This is a genomic window from Streptococcus nasisuis (assembly GCF_040836615.1).
Lineage (GTDB): Bacteria > Bacillota > Bacilli > Lactobacillales > Streptococcaceae > Streptococcus > Streptococcus suis_V.
Genome location: NZ_CP162268.1, coordinates 1,962,386 through 1,979,226 on the forward strand (window position 1 = coordinate 1,962,386; position 16,841 = coordinate 1,979,226).

Sequence of the window (16,841 nt, forward strand, 5' to 3'; positions counted from 1 at the left end):
CCTAGAAACACGAGAGTTCAGTTGAACTTCTTTTGATTAGTTAAGTTCTGTCCCACTCCCAAAAAAATAGACCAAGAGCATTGCCCCAGTCTACATTTGATTCTATTAATTACTTGAAATGATAACCAGAACCAGCGCATTGAGCAACCAAAGGGCAACTAGAATGGCTGTAAAACGCTGCATCACTGCCTCAAACCCACGCGCCTTTGTCCGCTCAAAAAGAGCGCCACTAGAAGCATCAAAGACATTACTTGATTGGTTTTTAGCTGGCTGAATAAAAATCACCGCCACAAGAATAACAGATAAAATCAACAGAATGGTTAATAATACTTGATACATACTTTTTTCACTTTCTTAAATAACTCCTGCTATTATACCACAAAATCTATTTCGTTTCAAGGTGGAGGGTTACTTTTCTCTCCTTGGGGCAGTATTTCAAGACCTGGATTTTATCCGGATGGGTCTTGGCATTCTTGCTAGTCAAATAATTCTTACTGCCACATTCAGAACATTGCAAATTGATTTTTACTCTCACTAGACTTCCCTTACTTTCAAGTAGTTTCTAAAATTCACCAAGGACCAAATCAGATTAAACAAAACCAGAGCGCTAGACACATAAAACACCCAAGCATAGCCTAGATGAGCAGCAGTCGTTGACCCAATCATGGGTCCCACAACCGAACCTAGATTATTAAAAATCTGATTGTAGGAGAAAATGCGCGAAATCCCTTCTTTGGGCGTTAACTTGGTCAAGAGGGAATTGACCGACGGCAATAGAGCTCCCGTACCAAAACCATAGAGAAAGCGCAGTACACCTAGCTGGAAAGGACTTTGGGCAAAGACGCAGAGGACATTGATCAAGAGACTGTAGGCCAAGGCCATGAGCAGCAACCTGTGATTGCCAATTCGGTCCCCCAATTTCCCCAAAGGACCTGAAGTCACCAGCGAGGCCATGCCCGGCAGGGAAATAATTAATCCTGCTACAAAAAGCAGATTGTCCGTCTGACCCAGATGCCGCACATAAAGAGTCAAAATCGGCACGATAGCCTGAGCTGCCGCAATGATAATCATGGAAGTGATAAAAAGCCCCACCATCATCTGCTTGTCCTTGATTTGATGAAAGAGCTCTGCAATCATCATCTGCTGCCCCTTTTTCATCGGCTTGAAATCTTCACGAATATATAAAACTGTTAAAATCACCACCAAGAGATAGAGCAAACCGACCAGCAGAAAGACATTGTGAATCCCCACTATTTCCGCCAAAAAACCACCCAGAGTCGGGCCAATCAAGTTACCCGCCACAGCCCCTGTTGACAAGGTTCCCAGAGCATAGCCTGTCTTGTCCTTGGGCACCTGACTGGCCACTAGAGCCGTCGCATTGGGAATATAGCCGGTAAAAATCCCATTCAGCACACGCAGGACAATCAGCCAAAAAACATTTGGCACAAAAGCCATCCCACCCATGGTGAAAATCATAGCAAAAGCCGCCCGCACCATCATGGGCTTGCGACCATAACGGTCCGCTAAACTCCCCCAAATCGGCGCCATAATAGCTGCCGTCAGGGCATTGGTCGACACAGCCAGACCAGCAAAATACTCCACCTGACTGCCAGTCACTCCCAACTCCTCCACAAAGACCGAGATAAAAGGCATGACCAAGGTAAAACTAACCCCCGTCAAAAAATTCCCAATCCAGGCCACCTTCAAATTCGGCTTCCAGTAACTACTACCCTCGTCCATTTCCAATCTCCTCCACCAAAGACGCTACCTGCGCCAAGGTCGCCTCCAGCGACCCACTGTTATCAATCACCTTATCTGTCCGTTCTTTTTTCTTTTCTAAAGAAAGCTGCGCTGCTAAGCGATTCTCCGCCTCCTGCAGGCTATAGCCGTTGCGAGCCATGAGCCGTGCCAACTGCTGGCGCTCATCGACATAGACCAGCCAGACCTCATCGACCTCCCCGCTATAATCCAACTCGTAGAGCAGGGGAATATCCATGAAAACCACTTCTTCTGTCTGTGATAGCAAATCCCGTCGTGCCAACAGTTCTTGCCGAATAATCTGGTCCTGCAGTTCAGATAAGCGGGCCCGCAACTGGCTATCCGCAAAGACCTGCTGACCCAATTTTACTCGGTCCAATTGACCATCAGCTGCTAGAATTGCCGGACCAAACTCCTCCAGCAAGACCTGATAGAGCCGTCCGCCCTTTTTTTGCAAATCATGAACCTCCGCGTCCGCGTCGATAACCTGATAGCCCTTCTCTCGTAAAAAAGCCGTCACTGTTGACTTGCCCGATGCGATACCACCTGTTAATCCGATTACCTTAGCCATGCTCCACCTGACACTGGGGACAGAAATGCGTGCCCCGACCGCCCAGCTGGATTTTGACAATCTCCGTCTGGCAACGCGGACAGGCCTGCCCCTGCTTTCCATAAACTTGTAAATAATCCTGCATGGTCCCATCCATGCCTAAGGCATTTTTGTAGGTCCGAATGGTCGAACCGCCCTTTTCAACTCCCAGAGCCAAAACATCAATGATGGCTTGGCGAAGGCCCGCCACCTGTTCTGCTGTCAAGGTTGAACTTCCCTGAGCAGGATGAACCTGTGCTCGGAAAAGCACCTCATCGACATAGATATTGCCCAGACCAGCCACTAGGGTTTGGTCCAGCAGGTGCGACTTGATTGGCTTTTTGGACTTAGCTAATTTGGTCTGAAAAACAGTCACATCAAAGTCTTCTTCCGTCGGCTCAGGACCTAATTTTTTAGACAAGAAATAGGCATCCAAGTCCACTTCCTGCAACAATTCCATGGTGCCAAACTTGCGGACATCTTGGTAAACCAAGGTAGAACCATCTGACAATGCAAAAAAGACATGAAAGTGCTTGTTGATAGGCACCACATCATGGAAGAGATTGTACTTGCCCTCCATACGCAGATGGGAAATCAGCACAAAATCTGTCAGATAGAGGAGCAAATATTTACCCCGACGGTCCACCTCCATGATGGTTTGACCAACCAACTGCTCACGAAAGCTGTCCGCACCAGTCACAATCATACGAGGATAGTCCACCCGGACACGTTCAATTTTCTTACCTTTGACAAGACGATTGAGCCCACGACGAACCGTCTCAACCTCTGGAAGTTCGGGCATACTAAGATACTAAGCCGTTAAGCGACTCAAAGAAAAATAGAAACCTGACCGACGGTGCTTCGGCACCTAGGTCACGGTTGTCTTTTTTCAAAGAGTCGTAGGCGAGTTCAAGACAACGCCTAATCGACTTTCCTTTCTAGATAAAATAGAAAAGAGGCACCTTCTCTTCTGATTGATTTTCAAGAAAATGGTGTCTGCCTCTGCAGTTAAGTGATATGAATTTTCAAACGATATGCTTTTAGGCAATACCACAAAGAAATCATAGATATTAAGAAAAATAAGCATGCACTGAACAGTATGCCTATGGTTAAAGGTACTGATATTGAATCTATATGACCAGCAGCAGTAGTTTGAACAGTGAATGGAAAGGATTGTAACGCAGGGATCAAATAATAAAGTGGTGTCAAACTTATCAAAAAACTCAGTACAATTCGTACCTTGCTTCTCAACATAAACATTAACAAACCTAGGAATGGGAGTAATACATACATTAGTGGAATTCCAAAAAAGTATATACTGATCCAAATTATTAAGCCGCCCATCCAGTGATAGACCATAAAAAGAAATACAACCAGACTAATAAGATAGGCTATTGATAACCATTCAAGTTTTTTGCTGATTCGCCTATATTCTATCTCTTTTGTCATAAACGTACTTATCTCGCTTTCTAGTTTTCAAGCTTGGGTTTTCACATGGTCGCTTTCATTTTTCTAGGTGACCAGCCGAAACAGTCTATTCCCAGACTGTTTCACTCCCCCAGAATTGCCTAGGCGACTTACTAGTTTTTTACATCATTATGGTCGAATGATGTGAGAAACGTCTATCACGTCCACTGAACATTTTCCGCCTCTTTCTTGTTTCAAGATTGGCAGGCTACAACAGTCTAGTAGACTGTTGTAGGCTAGAAATGAGAACTTGCGAGCAAGTTTTCTATAGAGCCTATCCCCAGGCTTCCTCGCTCTCCAATTTCTTGGCTCGGGTTAAAAACGTCCCCCGGACGTTTTTAATACTCTTTCTCATTATAGCCAAAATCGGCGAGGTCGAGTTTTTTGTCACGCCAGTTTTTCTTGACTTTGACCCAGGTTTCCAGAAAGACCTTGTCCCCCAGCATGAGCTCAATATCGCGTCGGGCCATAGAGCCGATTTTCTTGAGCATGGCTCCTTGTTTGCCAATGATAATGCCTTTTTGGCTATCGCGTTCGACCATGATGGTCGCGCGGATATGAACCTTGTCTGTAAATTCATCCCGTTTCATGGACTCGATAACCACTGCCACCGAATGCGGAATTTCCTCGCGAGTTAGGTGCAGGACCTTCTCGCGAATCATCTCGGACACCAAGAAGCGCTCTGGATGATCGGTAATCTGGTCTGCTGGGAAATATTGGAAACCTTCATCCAAATTTTCCTTGAGAATTTCCATCAAGCGATTGACATTATTGCCTTGGGTTGCAGAAATAGGCACAATTTCCTTGAAATCCATCTGCTGGCGGAAATCATCAATCTGTTCCAAAAGCTGGTCCGGATGGACCTTGTCAATCTTGTTGACCACCAAAATAACCGGCACCTTGGCCTGACGCAGACGCTCCATAATCATATCATCACCCTTGCCCCGTTTTTCATCGGCAGGCACCATGAAGATGACCGTATCCACCTCACGCAAGGTGCTGTAAGCAGACTCAACCATGAAGTCTCCCAAGGCCGTCTTTGGCTTGTGAATACCTGGCGTGTCGATAAAGACAATTTGTTCCTCGTCCGTTGTGTAAATCCCCATAATCTTGTTACGGGTTGTCTGAGCCTTGTCGCTCATGATGGCAATCTTTTGCCCCATTACATAGTTGAGAAAAGTTGATTTCCCCACATTTGGACGACCCAAAATCGCCACAAAACCTGACTTGAAAGTCATAAATTCTCCTTATTTTCCTAAAAAATCAAATCCCAAATCTTAGGGATAAAAATAATCAATCCTGTCAAAAGGGCAAAGCCTGAGACAAAAAGGACCGCTCCTGCCGCCATATCCTTGGCATTCTTGGCCAAAATGTGAAAATGATAGTCCGAGGCCAAATCCACCACGCTTTCAATAGCCGAATTCATGATTTCAAAGGCAATCACCAGGCTAATGCTGAGCAGGAGAAAGAGCCATTCTGTAGCCGATACCTGGAAAATCAAGCCGGCCAAGACCACCAAAAAGGCCGTTGCCGCATGCTTTTTCATATTGCGCTCTTCCTTAAAGGCCGTTATCAAGCCGGAAACCGCAAAATCCATACTGGCTACCAGGTTCTGATTCTTCCAGCGTTTCTTTGAATTATTCTCTCGTAAGTCCATAAGCCGTCAAAATCTCTTCTTGCAAACCAAACATCTCCGCCTCTTCCTCAGGCGTGTAGTGATCATAGCCGTTGATATGGAGGAAGCCGTGCACAGCCAAAAAGCCCATTTCGCGGTCAAAACTATGGCCGTAGTCCTCTGCCTGCTCACGCGCCTTGTCAATGGAAATAAAGAGCTCACCGATGTAGGCATCAAAATCTTCCATCATCTCAGCCAATTCAGGATTGTCCAGCAAATCTTCCTCATCAAAGACAATCTCCTGCTCCGGCTTGTACTCTAGGCTGACTACATCCGTCGGACGGTCAATTCCCCGGTACTCTAAATTCACTTCATGGACACGCGCATTGTCCACAAAGGTCACAGCCATTTCCTTGTTTTGCTTGCCGATTTTCTCCGCCGCAAATTGGAGTAAGTCTGTAATCTGCTCTTGCATCTGAGCAGAAACCTGCCCTGTTTCATCAATCATTTCAATATACATGGTCATACATTCCCTTTACTACTTAACATTATATCACAAATGGCAGAAAGATTCTTTTTTATGGTATAATAGAAATACACTATATTATTACAGGGAACTACTATGAAAGCTGAACAGAATATCATTGCCATCATCGACAGCAATCTGGAACAGATGACCAAGCTGGAAAGGGAAATTGCGGCCTACTTTACAAGCCTGGACTCCAAGACCATGGATTTGAGCTTGGAAATCGTCACCCAGGAACTGCATATTTCTCCTTCTGCCCTGACCCGCTTTGCTAAGAAATGCGGATTTTCAGGCTATCGGGAATTTGTCTTTGCCTTTCAAAACCAGCAACAACAGCTAGACAAGCAATTTGAACATGTCCAAAACAACCTGACCAAGAAGGTCCTGGTGGATTACGACGAAATTCTAACTGCAACCAGCCAGCTGGTGGACGAGGAAAAACTGCAAGAAATCGCCCACCTGATTGACCAAAGCAAGCGGGTTTATTTTTATGGGACTGGAAGTTCAGGTCTTGTTGCTATGGAGATAAAATCTCGCTTTATGCGACTTGGTGTTGTCTGTGATGCCATAACTGACCGCAATAATCTCATATGGACGACAAATATCTTAGACCCCAACTGTCTTGTCATCGGACTTTCTTTGTCGGGTCACACAGAAGATATCATCAATCATTTGACTTTGGCGGCAAGTCGTGGCATTCAGACAGCTCTTCTAACAACTAGAAAATTTGAAACAACACCAATTGAAACGATAATCCCTGTTGCCTCTGTTCGTAATCTAAATTATGGCAATCGTATTTCACCACAAATCCCGTTACTGATCATGTTAGATATTCTCTACGCATACTTTCATGCTATAGATCAAGAGAAAAAAGAAAGCATATTTAAACAAACAATCGTTGACTAGATTTGCCAAACGTTTTCAAAAAGAGTAAGATAGAAGGTAGCAATACAAAAGGAGAAAGATATGAAATTTTCAGACTATACCTATGTTCGTCCAGATTATGAAGCTATCAAGGCTCAATTTTCTGACCTGACAGACCAGTTGGCTCAGGCAAGTAGCCTCGAAACCACACGCACACTGGTTGCCGCCATTACCAAATTGCTCAACTTGGTTGACACCCAGTACAATCTCTGGATGATCCGTCACACTATCGACATGAACGATAAGTTCTACAATGAAGAAACCAAGTTTTGGAATGAATATTCGCCACTTTTTGAAGAATTGACCACCAACTACTACCGTGTCATTGTCCAGACACCTTACAAGGAAGAGTTGTCAGACATCTTGCCTAAAACATTCTTCATGCAGGCAGAAAACAAGCTCAAAACCTTCTCATCAGCTGTCATTCCCTTATTCCAAAAGGAAAATGAATTGACCGATGAATACAGCAAACTGATTGCAGGTGCAGAGATTGATTTCCAAGGTCAGACCTACAACTTGGCCCAAATGGGGCCATTCGGTCAATCAACCGACCGTGAAGTCCGCAAGGCTGCTTCTGCTGCCACAACTGCCTTCTTTGAAAGCAAGGAAGCTGATTTTGATCGTGTCTACGATGAATTGGTCAAGGTCCGCACGGAAATCGCCCACAAACTCGGCTTCAAAGACTATGTGGAATACGGCTACCTCAAGATGAACCGTTTCGATTACAATCGTGACATGGTCAAGGTTTATCGTGAGGAAATCCTCAAGCATATCGTACCGATTGTGCAAGATCTACGTCAACGCCAAGCCAATCGCTTGCAGGTGCCAAGCCTGAAATACTACGACCTCAACCTTGAGTTCTTGGACGGAAATGCGGTACCACAAGGTGACCCTGATTTTATCGTCAGCCAGGCCCAAGACATGTACCGCGAATTGTCCGCAGAAACAGGCGAGTTCTTCGACTTCATGATTGATCATGAACTCTTAGATTTGGTCGCAAAACCAGGCAAAAACAGCGGTGGCTACTGTACCTACATTCCTGATTACAAGAGTCCATTTATCTTCTCAAACTTCAACGGCACTAGCGCAGACATTGATGTCTTGACCCACGAGGCTGGTCATGCCTTCCAGGTTTTCCGCTCACGCTGGATCCAAAGTCCAGAGGTGGTCTGGCCGACCTACGAAACCTGTGAAATCCATTCCATGTCTATGGAATTTATGACCTGGCCTTGGATGGACCGATTCTTCAAAGAACAAGTTGATAAATATAAATTTACCCACTTGGCAAGTGCCCTTCTCTTCTTACCTTACGGTGTCTTGGTAGATCACTTCCAGCACGAAGTCTATGAACACCCAGAAATGACACCAGCAGAACGCAAGGCAACTTGGAAAAAACTCCAAGACCTCTACTTGCCAGACCGTGACTATTCCGAGTCAGAAGCCCTCAACCGCGGTATCTTCTGGTATCGTCAAGGTCATATCTTTGCTAGCCCATTCTACTACATCGACTATACCTTAGCCCAAGTTTGTGCCCTCCAATTCTGGAAACGCACGCAGGTGGATCACGATGAGACAGCTTGGGAAGACTACATCCGTATCTGTGATTTGGGCGGTACCAAGTCCTTCCTGCAGGTGGTCGAAGCTGCAAACCTCCAATCACCGTTCAAAGAAGGTGCCCTTGAAAGCACAGCCAAGGCTGCTGCTGATTGGTTAGATGCAGTCAAGGATGACGAACTATAAAAGACAAAAATCTGAATGAGATTCAAACTCATTCAGATTTTTTTGCTTTGACAAATTCGATGTACTTATCCCCAAAAACTTCAATTTGCTCCAAAACCAACTTAAACTCCTGACCAATCTCGCTCAGTTCATATTCCACTTTTGGCGGAACCTGTGCATAAACCTTCCGAGTGATTAAACCATCATCTTCCAGCTGACGCAACTGCTTCGTAAGGGTTGCTTGGGAAATCCCTGTCAATCGACGGTGCATTTCATTAAACCGAATGGGACCTTCTTCGATATGATGTAGTAATAAGATACTCCATTTCCCAGATAAGACACTCTGAGTGGTCACATAAGGACACTCCGGAACCGTATGTTGTGTGAAAGTTGCCATAATTTCTCCTTTATTTTCCCTTGATATTACACATTACTTCACAAAAAGATAGTGACTATTCAAAAAAATCGTACTTGTAATATTTTTAGTACCTGTTACAATAATACCATAAACTGCGAAAGCAGAAAAGAAAAAATTTTTAGAGGTATAACATCATGAAAAACATTCTATTTATCGTCGGTTCACTACGTGAAGGTTCATTCAACCACCAAATGGCTAAACAGGCTGAAAGCATCTTAGAAGGTCAAGCAACTGTATCTTATCTTAACTATAAAGAAATCCCGCTTATGAACCAAGACCTTGAAACACCAGTCTTGCCAGCTGTCCAAGCTGCACGCGATGCGATTATAGCTGCAGATGCTATCTGGATTTTCTCACCAGTTTACAACTTTGCTATTCCAGGCACAGTGAAAAACTTGATTGACTGGCTCAGCCGTGCCCTAGACTTGTCAGAAACACGTGGCCCATCTGCACTACAAGACAAAATTGTTACTGTATCATCTGTTGCCAATGCTGGATATGACCAAATGTTCGCTAGCTACCATGCTCTTCTACCGTTTGTTCGGATGCAAGTGGTTGGTGAATTTACAGGGACAACTGTAAACCCAGAAGCATGGGGAACTGGACAGTTAGTATTGTCAGAAGAAGCCATCGCTGGTATGCAAGCGCAAGCTCAAGCTTTGTTAGAAGCTTAGATTCTACAGGTCAATATACATCCGTCTATAACCTTTATCGAGTTGAAGATGATAAAATTGCAGAACTCTGGGATGTTGTTGTGCCAATCGAAAAAGATTCCAAAACTTCCAATTGCAATGGTAATTTCTAATCAAAAACCAAGAAAATAAGATGAAAGAAAATTAATATGAAACTATATTACATTATCGATGCTTATTGTGGTTGGACCTACGGCTTTAACCACATTTTCACAAAATTCATGCAAGTCCATCCTGACATAGAAATAGAGGTCATTAACGGAGGATTGTTTGCCGGCGATAATAAAAAGAAAATGGTTGATTTCCAGCAGGCACAGACCATCAACAAACAAATCGAAAGCTATTACCAAATGTCTTTTGGCGATAACTACAATCAATTGTTTAAGGATAAGGACTTTACCATGGACTCCTTTGGTCCTGCTAGAGCCTACTCAGTCTTGAAAAACTATGTTGAGACACCTAACCATGCTCAGCTAACATTAGATATTCAAGCCTTATTTTTTGACGATGGATTAGACCTCAATCAAGCAGATAGTTACACCAGCCTAATCGGTAGCTATCAGTTACCTACAAAGGCTATGGAAGAACTATCAAGCAACTTGAAACAACCAGAAAGTCTACACCCAGACTTTATCAAGGCTTATGAAATGGGGGTAACCTCTTTCCCAACCTTGTTACTTGAAAAAGACGGGAACTTCTTTAATCTTATTAACCAAGTTCGCACAGTAGACGATTTGGAAAAAAAATTCCAAGAGGCAGTTGCTCAATAGAAAAGAAAATACCTATGTCAAAAAATCAATTATATAAAAATATTTTAGAAGAGACTTATCTAGCTACTGCTCAAGGTCGAATAGAAGATTTCAAAAGCCATTTGGCTACTGATATCTCTTGGACAGAAGCTGCAGGCTTTCCCTATGCTGGTACCTATATCGGTCCAGATGCAGTGATTGAAAACGTCCATGCAAGACTAGGTTCTGAATGGACCAATTATAGTGCCACACCTGTTGATTACGCCTTTTCAGGAAACCGTGTCATGGTTTATGGCTACTACAAGGGGACCTACAACCTTACTGAGAAATCCTTTCAAGCAGACTTTGTCCATATTTACGATTTTAATGCTGAAAATAGAATTACACACTTTATCCAAATCGTAGATAGCGCACTTGTTGAGAAAGCTATGAGATAAAAATCAATTTTCAAAAGTCTATTCGTCACACATTACTTCGCCAAAAGATACTAAGTAACTCGAAAATTCCTATAAATTGTATCAGAAAGCCAGGTATTCCTATGTACAATTCCCAATTTGAACTGGGCCTAGTTGCCCTCAACGTCCGCAATCTCGAACTTCAAAGTCTATTTTACCAACAGGTACTGGGCCTGCAAATTTTGACGGAAAGTCAAAACCAAATCGACCTCGGTGTCGGTCAGACCACCTTAGTTCGCCTCATCCAAACAGCACAAGACGGAGATGTCAGCCAGAGCTACGGGCTATACCACTTGGCCATTGTCCTTCCTAGCCGTGAAGATCTAGGTGCCATTTTCCGCCACTTTATCGACAACAAAGTTCCCCTCCAAGGCGCTAGCGACCACGGTTACAGCGAAGCCATTTACCTAGCTGACACCGAAGGCAATGGTATCGAGATTTACCGCGACCTCCCGCAAGACACTTGGGATGTCCGCTCTGACGGTCGTATCATTGGCAAGACCGAGCCTATGGATGCAGAGACAATTTATGCTTTAGGGAAAAAAGCTGACGCAGTCTATCAGATGCCGACTGGCAGTCGCATGGGTCATGTCCACCTTTCCGTCCGAGAAAGCGCCGCTTCTAGTCGCTTTTACCAGGATATCTTACAGGTCAAGGAGAAATTTTCCATGTCCTCCGCCACTTGGCTAGCTTCAGGCGACTACCACCATCACCTAGCTGTCAACGAATGGAGTAGAAAACTGCTGGCCACACGAAAAGAAGGCATGCCGGGCCTAGCCTACTACACTCTAGTCTATACAGACATCCAAGCCTTCCAAGCCACCATTAAACGTGCCCAGACCGCAGGACTTGACCTGCACCTTGCCACCCAAGAAGTCGCCTTTGTCGATGTGGACGGCATCAGGACCGGATTGGTCTACCAAACGAAATAAGAGGTTAGACAGATATGTACTGACCCCCAAAAGTTGGACAAATAATTATTGAAAGGATTTAGTTCTGTATTGGACAGGACTAAGTCCTTTTAATTTTGCTTTGATGCGTTTGTTGTTGTAGTAAAAAATATAGTCTGTAATGGCTTGCTCAAGCTCATCAAGTGACTGGTAAGATGTCTCAAATCCATAGAACATCTCTGATTTGGGTATCCCAAAGAAGGATTCCATCATGCCATTATCTGGACTATTTCCCTTGCGGGACATGGACGGACGAATGCCTTTGGTTTCCAAAAAGTAATGGTAAGACTGGTGCTGGTATTGCCAACCTTGATCGCTGTGGAGAATAGTCCCACTGTATAAATCTGCTGGAAAAGCCTTCGCAAGCATGGTTTGAACCTGTTTCAAGTCAGGTGACCGAGACAGGGTAAAATCAATAATCTCACTATTATAGCCATCAAGAACAGGTGATAAGTAAAGTTTACCCTCCGGCAAAGCAAACTCCGTCACATCGGTATAACACTTTTCATAAGGCTTAGAGCCTTCAAACTGACGTTTAATCAGATTATCAGCCTTCTTACCAACCTCACCTTTGTAAGAAGCATACTTGCGTTTACGACGAATACGAGCGGTCAAGCCCAACTCTTTCATCAAACGCTGCACCTTCTTGTGGTTGATGATAAAACCACGATTTCGTAATTCTAAATGAATCCGACGATAGCCGTAATTACCTTTATGGTAATCATAAATAGATTGTATTTCATCCTTGATAGTTTTCTCCTTATCTGGCTTAGCTAGTCGCTTCACTTGATAGTAATAGGTGGAGCGTGATAAATCAAGGATTTCAAGTAGAGTCCCTAGGGAAAACTGATGCGTCAATGCTTGAATGATTTCTGTTGCTCTTTGCGCTTTGCTTCGTCCCTCAGGCGGTATTCTCTCAGCTTTTTTAGCACAGCATTCTCCGCTCTAAGGTATTCTAATTCCTTCTGAAGACGTTCAACTTCTGTCATATCTTCCCAGGTTTTCTTGCGTTTACGTCCCATCTTGCTCGGTCTCCCTCTTGGTTTTTCAAGAATAGTATACCCGTTTTTCTTGTATTGTGCTATCCAATTGGGAAGCATTCCTCGATTTGGCAAGGCATAATCAAGGGAAACTGAGAGTTGAGAACACCCATGAATCAAGACCTTATCCATTATTTCCTGTTTTAATTCAGGTGAATAATACCGATTTTTACCTTTTTCAACGATTTCCACGCCATATCGATCCATGAGTTTTATCATGTATGTGAGATTGGCAATAGTAACCTTGTATATCTGGCTAAGGTTGACCCACGACACACCACTCTTTCTCAACTCATATATTTCGGCTCTATAATTTCTGTAGTGGGTAAAACCACCGTGGAGATTATGGAGCTTTTTAAGTATATACAAAAAGTCCCATATGACCTATAATGAAAAGCAACCAAACTCACATTAGAAAGGCTCATATGGAACAACTAAATTTTATCACAAATTTTCTCAGAATTAAAGACAAAAATATCCTTATCACTGATGAATATGATATGGGAACTCACTTAGAACTACATGGTCACTTGGATTACACAGCCCCTAAATGTCCTTCTTGTAAGGGACAAATGGCTAAATACGATTTCCAAAAAGCCTCCAAAATCCCCTACCTAGAAACTGCTGGTTATCCACTCCTCATCCGCCTTAAAAAGCGTCGGTTCAAGTGTAAAGATTGCGGAAAAATGGCTGTCGCTGAAACTCCTCTTGTCAAGAAGAACCACCAAATCTCTGTCGCTGTTAACCAGAAAATCGCCCAGTTACTCATCGAAAATCAAGCAATGACACATATTGCACACAGGCTATCTATCTCAACATCATCAGTTAGTCGAAAGCTTAATGAGTTCAAGTTTGAAACAGATTGGAATATCTTACCTGAGGTGATGAGCTGGGATGAATATGGCTTTAAGAAGGGGAAGATGAGCTTTATCGCACAAGATTTCAACTCCCTAAACGTCATTACTATCCTTGACGGAAGAACTCAAGCAACCATCCGAAACCACTTTCTACGCTATCCTAGAAAGGTTAGAAACCGCGTTAAAGTCATCACTATGGACATGTATAGCCCATACTACCAATTGGCTAAACAGCTTTTTCCGCATGCCAAAATCGTCCTTGATCGCTTTCATATCGTACAACACCTTAGCCGTGCTATGAACCGTGTCCGTATTCAAATTATGAATCAATTCGACAGAAAATCGCACGAATACCGTGCTTTGAAACGCTACTGGAAATTGATACAACAAGATAGCCGTAAAATCAATGATAAACGATTTTATCGCCCTATGTTTCGCATGCATTTGACTAATAAGGAAATCCTAGAAAAACTACTGTCTTTTTCAGAGGAACTACGACAACACTATCAACTCTATCAATTTCTCTTGTTCCATTTCCAAGAGAAAAACTCAGATCATTTCTTCAGTCTCATCGAACAGGAAATAGCCACTGTTAATCCTATTTTCCAGACGGTATTTAAGACATTTCTAAAGGATAAAGACAAGGTTTTGAATGCCCTAGAATTGCCTTATTCCAACGCCAAACTGGAAGCTACCAATAATCTCATCAAAGTCATTAAGAGAAATGCCTTTGGTTTCAGGAACTTTGAAAACTTTAAAAAACGAATTTTGATTGCTTTGAACATAAAGAAAGAGAGAACGAAGTTCGTCCTCTCTAGGTGTTAGCTTTTCATCTACCCACTACAGTTGACAAAGAGCCTATATTTCTAGTTTATCTTCATAACTTAATTTCATAAGAAAAACACCCCAATCGTTAGATTTTGTGTCTAACTTTTGGGGTGCAGTTCAATACCTAACCTCTTTTATTTTACCAAACCTAAATCGTATTTCATCCCCAAAATCCGTTCCACTGATTGCTCAATGCGGTCCTCGCTTAGTTTTCCTCTTTTTACCTGGTCCAAAAGATAGGGAATCTGACTCGTAAAGTTGGAAGACAAAATCATATCCGCTCCCGCCTCGATTGCTTGAAGGGCTGCTTCATTTTGATCAGGAAATTCTGACAAACCCAATTTATCAAAATCATCTGTCAAAATAACCCCTTCAAAGCCCAGCTCCTGACGTAAAATAGCCATCACCTCAGGTGATATAGAGGACGGTTGGTCCGAAACAGCAGTCAGAATAATGTGACTGACCATGACTGAGTCCGCCCCTGCTTCAATCCCTGCCTCAAACGGTAAGAAATCCTGCTTTCTCAATTCATCTACAGGACGGTCATCATAGACCAGCCCCGTTATCGCATCACCCGTCTCACTCGAACCAGGGAAATGCTTCAAGGTAGATAGGAAATTTTCATCCTTGAGCAATGTGACGACCTCACGAACGTAGTCAGAGGTTGTCATGGCATCCTGGCCTAGTGTCCGTTCATAAATGGGTGAACTAGGATTGGTTACAACATCAGCAATCGGGAAAAAGCCCGCTGAAATACCTAAATCCTTTAGAATCGAAACCTTGGATTTTGCTCCCTCCAGGACAGCATCCAAACCTCCCTCATCATACAATTCCATCGGTGATGCAAAAGGTTCTTTCAAGATTGGACTAATTTGACTAACAGCTCCTCCCTCCTCATTGGAAGCCAAAAGCAAGGGGATATTGGAGGCTTTTTGATAGCTTGCCAAGTCTTTTTTTAGCTGACTCAGCGACTTTCCTTCTACATCTTTGGATTCCAGCATATAACCTCCTAGATAGTAGGCCCCAACAATCTGTTCAGCCTCTTGCTCAGGAATATGCCCTAAAAATAATTGACCAATCTTATCCTCTATGGTCATACCTTCCATCATTTGATTGATAGTCCTCTGCTTCTGTGTCAGACCGCTATCAACAGCTGGGGATTCCATCTTATCAAAAACAATCCAACCACTCAGCAAGATCATCAAAAGAAGGCTAACCACAGAAAATATAGCGAAGTTTTCTTTGTTCTGAATAAATCTATCTTTCTCAATCATCCTTTAATCCGATTCAAATAATCCTGATAAGACTCCGTCTCCATCAAGGTCTTTGCATTTTCCACACGCGCCCTAGTCGGCGGTTTTGTCCCCTCCAGCGGGTAAGGTCTTCCCAACTCTCTCCACTTAAATTCACCTAAATTGTGATAAGGCAGAACTTCAAAGCGCTCGACATTGTTCAAGGATTTGACAAATTTGCCCAACTCAACCAGGTCCTCATCTCGGTCTGTCAATCCAGGTACCAAGACATGACGAATCCAAACTGGTTTTCCAATATCCGATAGGTAACGAGCACACTCTAAAATAGTTTTATTACTATGACCTGTAACAATACGATGCTGGTCAGGATTGATTTCCTTGATATCTAAGAGCACCAAGTCTGTTACTGCCATCAAACGATTGTATTTTTCCAAATACCGCTCGGTAGAACGGAAGGTCAGAGCACAGGTATCCAGGGTCGTGTGGATGCCTTTTTCTTTTGCAAGGGTAAAGAGAGCAATCAAGAAATCAATCTGAATGGTCGCTTCACCACCAGACACCGTAATCCCACCTTCCTTGCCCCAGAACATCCGAAAACGCAGAGCTTCTTTTAGGACATCCTCAGCAGTACGCTCGGTTGCTGCCGGGTTAACCAAATCCCAGGTATCAGGATTGTGACAATACTGGCAACGCATGTGACAGCCTTGCATGAAGACCACAAAGCGAACACCAGGTCCATCAACTGAACCAAAACTTTCGGTAGAATGAACTAGACCGGTAACTTTTCCATAATCAATCTCTGTCATTGGCTTTTCCTCACTTTTTACTATGATTATTATATCACAAAAAATGAAAACGCTCTATATTTTCTGAATGAATAAATTGACATCCCGTTACTACACACCAAAAAACCACCCACAAAACTGGGCTCTATAAGACTGTAGTGGGTAAATCCCCTCTGAAGATGTTGGAGCCTTTTTGAGTGTAGAAAAAAAGTCCCA

The 16,841-nt window shown here is 43.3% G+C and carries 19 protein-coding genes; 7 read left to right on the top strand and 12 right to left on the bottom strand.

Annotated elements, in window-relative coordinates:
- Nucleotides 1-105 precede the first annotated feature (105 nt).
- The 8 genes from secG to ybeY all read right to left on the bottom strand — a co-directional run bounded on the left by secG (nt 106) and on the right by ybeY (nt 5,949).
- Nucleotides 106-339, bottom strand: a complete 234-nt coding sequence (gene secG, locus AB1F57_RS09890) for a preprotein translocase subunit SecG (RefSeq protein WP_105110659.1) — start codon at nt 337-339, stop codon at nt 106-108.
- 46 nt (nt 340-385) lie between these two features.
- Entirely contained in the window at nt 386-535 is a 150-nt protein-coding gene (rpmG, locus tag AB1F57_RS09895; protein ID WP_105122613.1) for a 50S ribosomal protein L33, read from the bottom strand.
- Nucleotides 535-1,740 carry a multidrug efflux MFS transporter gene (locus AB1F57_RS09900; RefSeq protein WP_367985694.1) on the bottom strand — a complete coding sequence of 402 codons (1,206 nt, stop codon included), beginning with the start codon at nt 1,738-1,740 and terminating at the stop codon, nt 535-537. Before AB1F57_RS09900 ends, rpmG begins: the two co-directional genes overlap by 1 nt.
- On the bottom strand, nt 1,727-2,329 hold the full coding sequence (gene coaE / locus AB1F57_RS09905) for a dephospho-CoA kinase (protein WP_167786333.1): 603 nt from the start codon (nt 2,327-2,329) through the stop codon (nt 1,727-1,729). The genes AB1F57_RS09900 and coaE overlap by 14 nt, the downstream gene beginning before the upstream one ends.
- Nucleotides 2,322-3,149, bottom strand: a complete 828-nt coding sequence (mutM, locus tag AB1F57_RS09910) for a DNA-formamidopyrimidine glycosylase (RefSeq protein WP_105138191.1) — start codon at nt 3,147-3,149, stop codon at nt 2,322-2,324. The genes coaE and mutM overlap by 8 nt, the downstream gene beginning before the upstream one ends.
- A 1,003-nt stretch (nt 3,150-4,152) precedes the next feature.
- Nucleotides 4,153-5,052 carry a GTPase Era gene (era, locus tag AB1F57_RS09915; protein ID WP_105110653.1) on the bottom strand — a complete coding sequence of 300 codons (900 nt, stop codon included), beginning with the start codon at nt 5,050-5,052 and terminating at the stop codon, nt 4,153-4,155.
- Between the two features lie 17 nt (nt 5,053-5,069).
- Entirely contained in the window at nt 5,070-5,471 is a 402-nt protein-coding gene (locus AB1F57_RS09920) for a diacylglycerol kinase family protein (protein WP_105110652.1), read from the bottom strand.
- On the bottom strand, nt 5,452-5,949 hold the full coding sequence (ybeY, locus tag AB1F57_RS09925; RefSeq protein ID WP_105110662.1) for an rRNA maturation RNase YbeY: 498 nt from the start codon (nt 5,947-5,949) through the stop codon (nt 5,452-5,454). The genes AB1F57_RS09920 and ybeY overlap by 20 nt, the downstream gene beginning before the upstream one ends.
- Before the next feature lie 102 nt (nt 5,950-6,051).
- Between ybeY and AB1F57_RS09930 the strand changes: the two genes are divergently transcribed.
- Together AB1F57_RS09930 and AB1F57_RS09935 are read left to right on the top strand one after the other, a co-directional pair.
- Nucleotides 6,052-6,861, top strand: coding sequence for a MurR/RpiR family transcriptional regulator (locus AB1F57_RS09930; protein WP_367985695.1), 810 nt, complete (start codon nt 6,052-6,054; stop codon nt 6,859-6,861).
- 60 nt (nt 6,862-6,921) lie between these two features.
- Nucleotides 6,922-8,619, top strand: a complete 1,698-nt coding sequence (locus tag AB1F57_RS09935; RefSeq protein ID WP_170238537.1) for a M3 family oligoendopeptidase — start codon at nt 6,922-6,924, stop codon at nt 8,617-8,619.
- Nucleotides 8,620-8,647: 28 nt separating this feature from the next.
- Here AB1F57_RS09935 and AB1F57_RS09940 read toward each other — a convergent pair whose 3' ends face one another.
- Complete coding sequence (locus AB1F57_RS09940; protein ID WP_167786328.1) at nt 8,648-8,995, bottom strand: helix-turn-helix domain-containing protein; 348 nt, start codon at nt 8,993-8,995, stop codon at nt 8,648-8,650.
- Between the two features lie 155 nt (nt 8,996-9,150).
- Between AB1F57_RS09940 and AB1F57_RS09945 the strand changes: the two genes are divergently transcribed.
- The 4 genes from AB1F57_RS09945 (at nt 9,151) to AB1F57_RS09960 (ending at nt 11,844) form a co-directional block, all read left to right on the top strand.
- Nucleotides 9,151-9,690 carry an NADPH-dependent FMN reductase gene (locus AB1F57_RS09945; RefSeq protein WP_367985696.1) on the top strand — a complete coding sequence of 180 codons (540 nt, stop codon included), beginning with the start codon at nt 9,151-9,153 and terminating at the stop codon, nt 9,688-9,690.
- Nucleotides 9,691-9,857: 167 nt separating this feature from the next.
- Nucleotides 9,858-10,478: a thioredoxin gene (locus AB1F57_RS09950; RefSeq protein WP_367985697.1), complete on the top strand. Its 621-nt coding sequence runs from the start codon at nt 9,858-9,860 to the stop codon at nt 10,476-10,478.
- A gap of 14 nt (nt 10,479-10,492) precedes the next feature.
- The gene (locus AB1F57_RS09955) at nt 10,493-10,894 is read left to right on the top strand and encodes a nuclear transport factor 2 family protein (protein WP_170238539.1); all 402 of its coding nucleotides are present in this window, start codon (nt 10,493-10,495) and stop codon (nt 10,892-10,894) included.
- A gap of 101 nt (nt 10,895-10,995) precedes the next feature.
- Nucleotides 10,996-11,844 (top strand): VOC family protein, encoded by an 849-nt coding sequence (locus tag AB1F57_RS09960; RefSeq protein ID WP_367985698.1) that lies wholly within the window; start codon nt 10,996-10,998, stop codon nt 11,842-11,844.
- Between the two features lie 45 nt (nt 11,845-11,889).
- Here the strand turns inward: AB1F57_RS09960 and AB1F57_RS09965 are convergent.
- A protein-coding gene (locus AB1F57_RS09965; protein WP_367986352.1) for an IS3 family transposase occupies nt 11,890-13,265 on the bottom strand; the annotation gives its coding sequence in 2 pieces (ribosomal slippage) (nt 11,890-12,782 and nt 12,782-13,265; 1,377 coding nt in all).
- A 62-nt stretch (nt 13,266-13,327) separates the two neighbouring features.
- On the opposite strand from AB1F57_RS09965, the gene AB1F57_RS09970 reads away from it, so the two are divergent.
- Nucleotides 13,328-14,584 (top strand): ISL3 family transposase, encoded by a 1,257-nt coding sequence (locus AB1F57_RS09970; protein WP_167785830.1) that lies wholly within the window; start codon nt 13,328-13,330, stop codon nt 14,582-14,584.
- A gap of 137 nt (nt 14,585-14,721) precedes the next feature.
- Here the strand turns inward: AB1F57_RS09970 and AB1F57_RS09975 are convergent, their stop codons facing one another.
- On the bottom strand, nt 14,722-15,789 hold the full coding sequence (locus AB1F57_RS09975; protein ID WP_367985699.1) for a glycoside hydrolase family 3 N-terminal domain-containing protein: 1,068 nt from the start codon (nt 15,787-15,789) through the stop codon (nt 14,722-14,724).
- Nucleotides 15,790-15,857: 68 nt separating this feature from the next.
- Nucleotides 15,858-16,646, bottom strand: coding sequence for a pyruvate formate-lyase-activating protein (gene pflA, locus AB1F57_RS09980; protein ID WP_367985700.1), 789 nt, complete (start codon nt 16,644-16,646; stop codon nt 15,858-15,860).
- Between the last annotated feature and the right edge of the window lie 195 nt (nt 16,647-16,841).

Excerpts from the sequence above, each read along its gene's own strand:
- secG (WP_105110659.1), bottom strand. The coding sequence starts at position 339 with ATGTATCAAGTATTATTAACCATTCTGTTGATTTTATCTGTTATTCTT.
- AB1F57_RS09900 (WP_367985694.1), bottom strand. The coding sequence starts at position 1,740 with ATGGACGAGGGTAGTAGTTACTGGAAGCCGAATTTGAAGGTGGCCTGG.
- coaE (WP_167786333.1), bottom strand. The coding sequence starts at position 2,329 with ATGGCTAAGGTAATCGGATTAACAGGTGGTATCGCATCGGGCAAGTCA.
- mutM (WP_105138191.1), bottom strand. The coding sequence starts at position 3,149 with ATGCCCGAACTTCCAGAGGTTGAGACGGTTCGTCGTGGGCTCAATCGT.
- era (WP_105110653.1), bottom strand. The coding sequence starts at position 5,052 with ATGACTTTCAAGTCAGGTTTTGTGGCGATTTTGGGTCGTCCAAATGTG.
- AB1F57_RS09920 (WP_105110652.1), bottom strand. The coding sequence starts at position 5,471 with ATGGACTTACGAGAGAATAATTCAAAGAAACGCTGGAAGAATCAGAAC.
- ybeY (WP_105110662.1), bottom strand. The coding sequence starts at position 5,949 with ATGTATATTGAAATGATTGATGAAACAGGGCAGGTTTCTGCTCAGATG.
- AB1F57_RS09930 (WP_367985695.1), top strand. The coding sequence starts at position 6,052 with ATGAAAGCTGAACAGAATATCATTGCCATCATCGACAGCAATCTGGAA.
- AB1F57_RS09935 (WP_170238537.1), top strand. The coding sequence starts at position 6,922 with ATGAAATTTTCAGACTATACCTATGTTCGTCCAGATTATGAAGCTATC.
- AB1F57_RS09940 (WP_167786328.1), bottom strand. The coding sequence starts at position 8,995 with ATGGCAACTTTCACACAACATACGGTTCCGGAGTGTCCTTATGTGACC.
- AB1F57_RS09945 (WP_367985696.1), top strand. The coding sequence starts at position 9,151 with ATGAAAAACATTCTATTTATCGTCGGTTCACTACGTGAAGGTTCATTC.
- AB1F57_RS09950 (WP_367985697.1), top strand. The coding sequence starts at position 9,858 with ATGAAACTATATTACATTATCGATGCTTATTGTGGTTGGACCTACGGC.
- AB1F57_RS09955 (WP_170238539.1), top strand. The coding sequence starts at position 10,493 with ATGTCAAAAAATCAATTATATAAAAATATTTTAGAAGAGACTTATCTA.
- AB1F57_RS09960 (WP_367985698.1), top strand. The coding sequence starts at position 10,996 with ATGTACAATTCCCAATTTGAACTGGGCCTAGTTGCCCTCAACGTCCGC.
- AB1F57_RS09970 (WP_167785830.1), top strand. The coding sequence starts at position 13,328 with ATGGAACAACTAAATTTTATCACAAATTTTCTCAGAATTAAAGACAAA.
- AB1F57_RS09975 (WP_367985699.1), bottom strand. The coding sequence starts at position 15,789 with ATGATCTTGCTGAGTGGTTGGATTGTTTTTGATAAGATGGAATCCCCA.
- pflA (WP_367985700.1), bottom strand. The coding sequence starts at position 16,646 with ATGACAGAGATTGATTATGGAAAAGTTACCGGTCTAGTTCATTCTACC.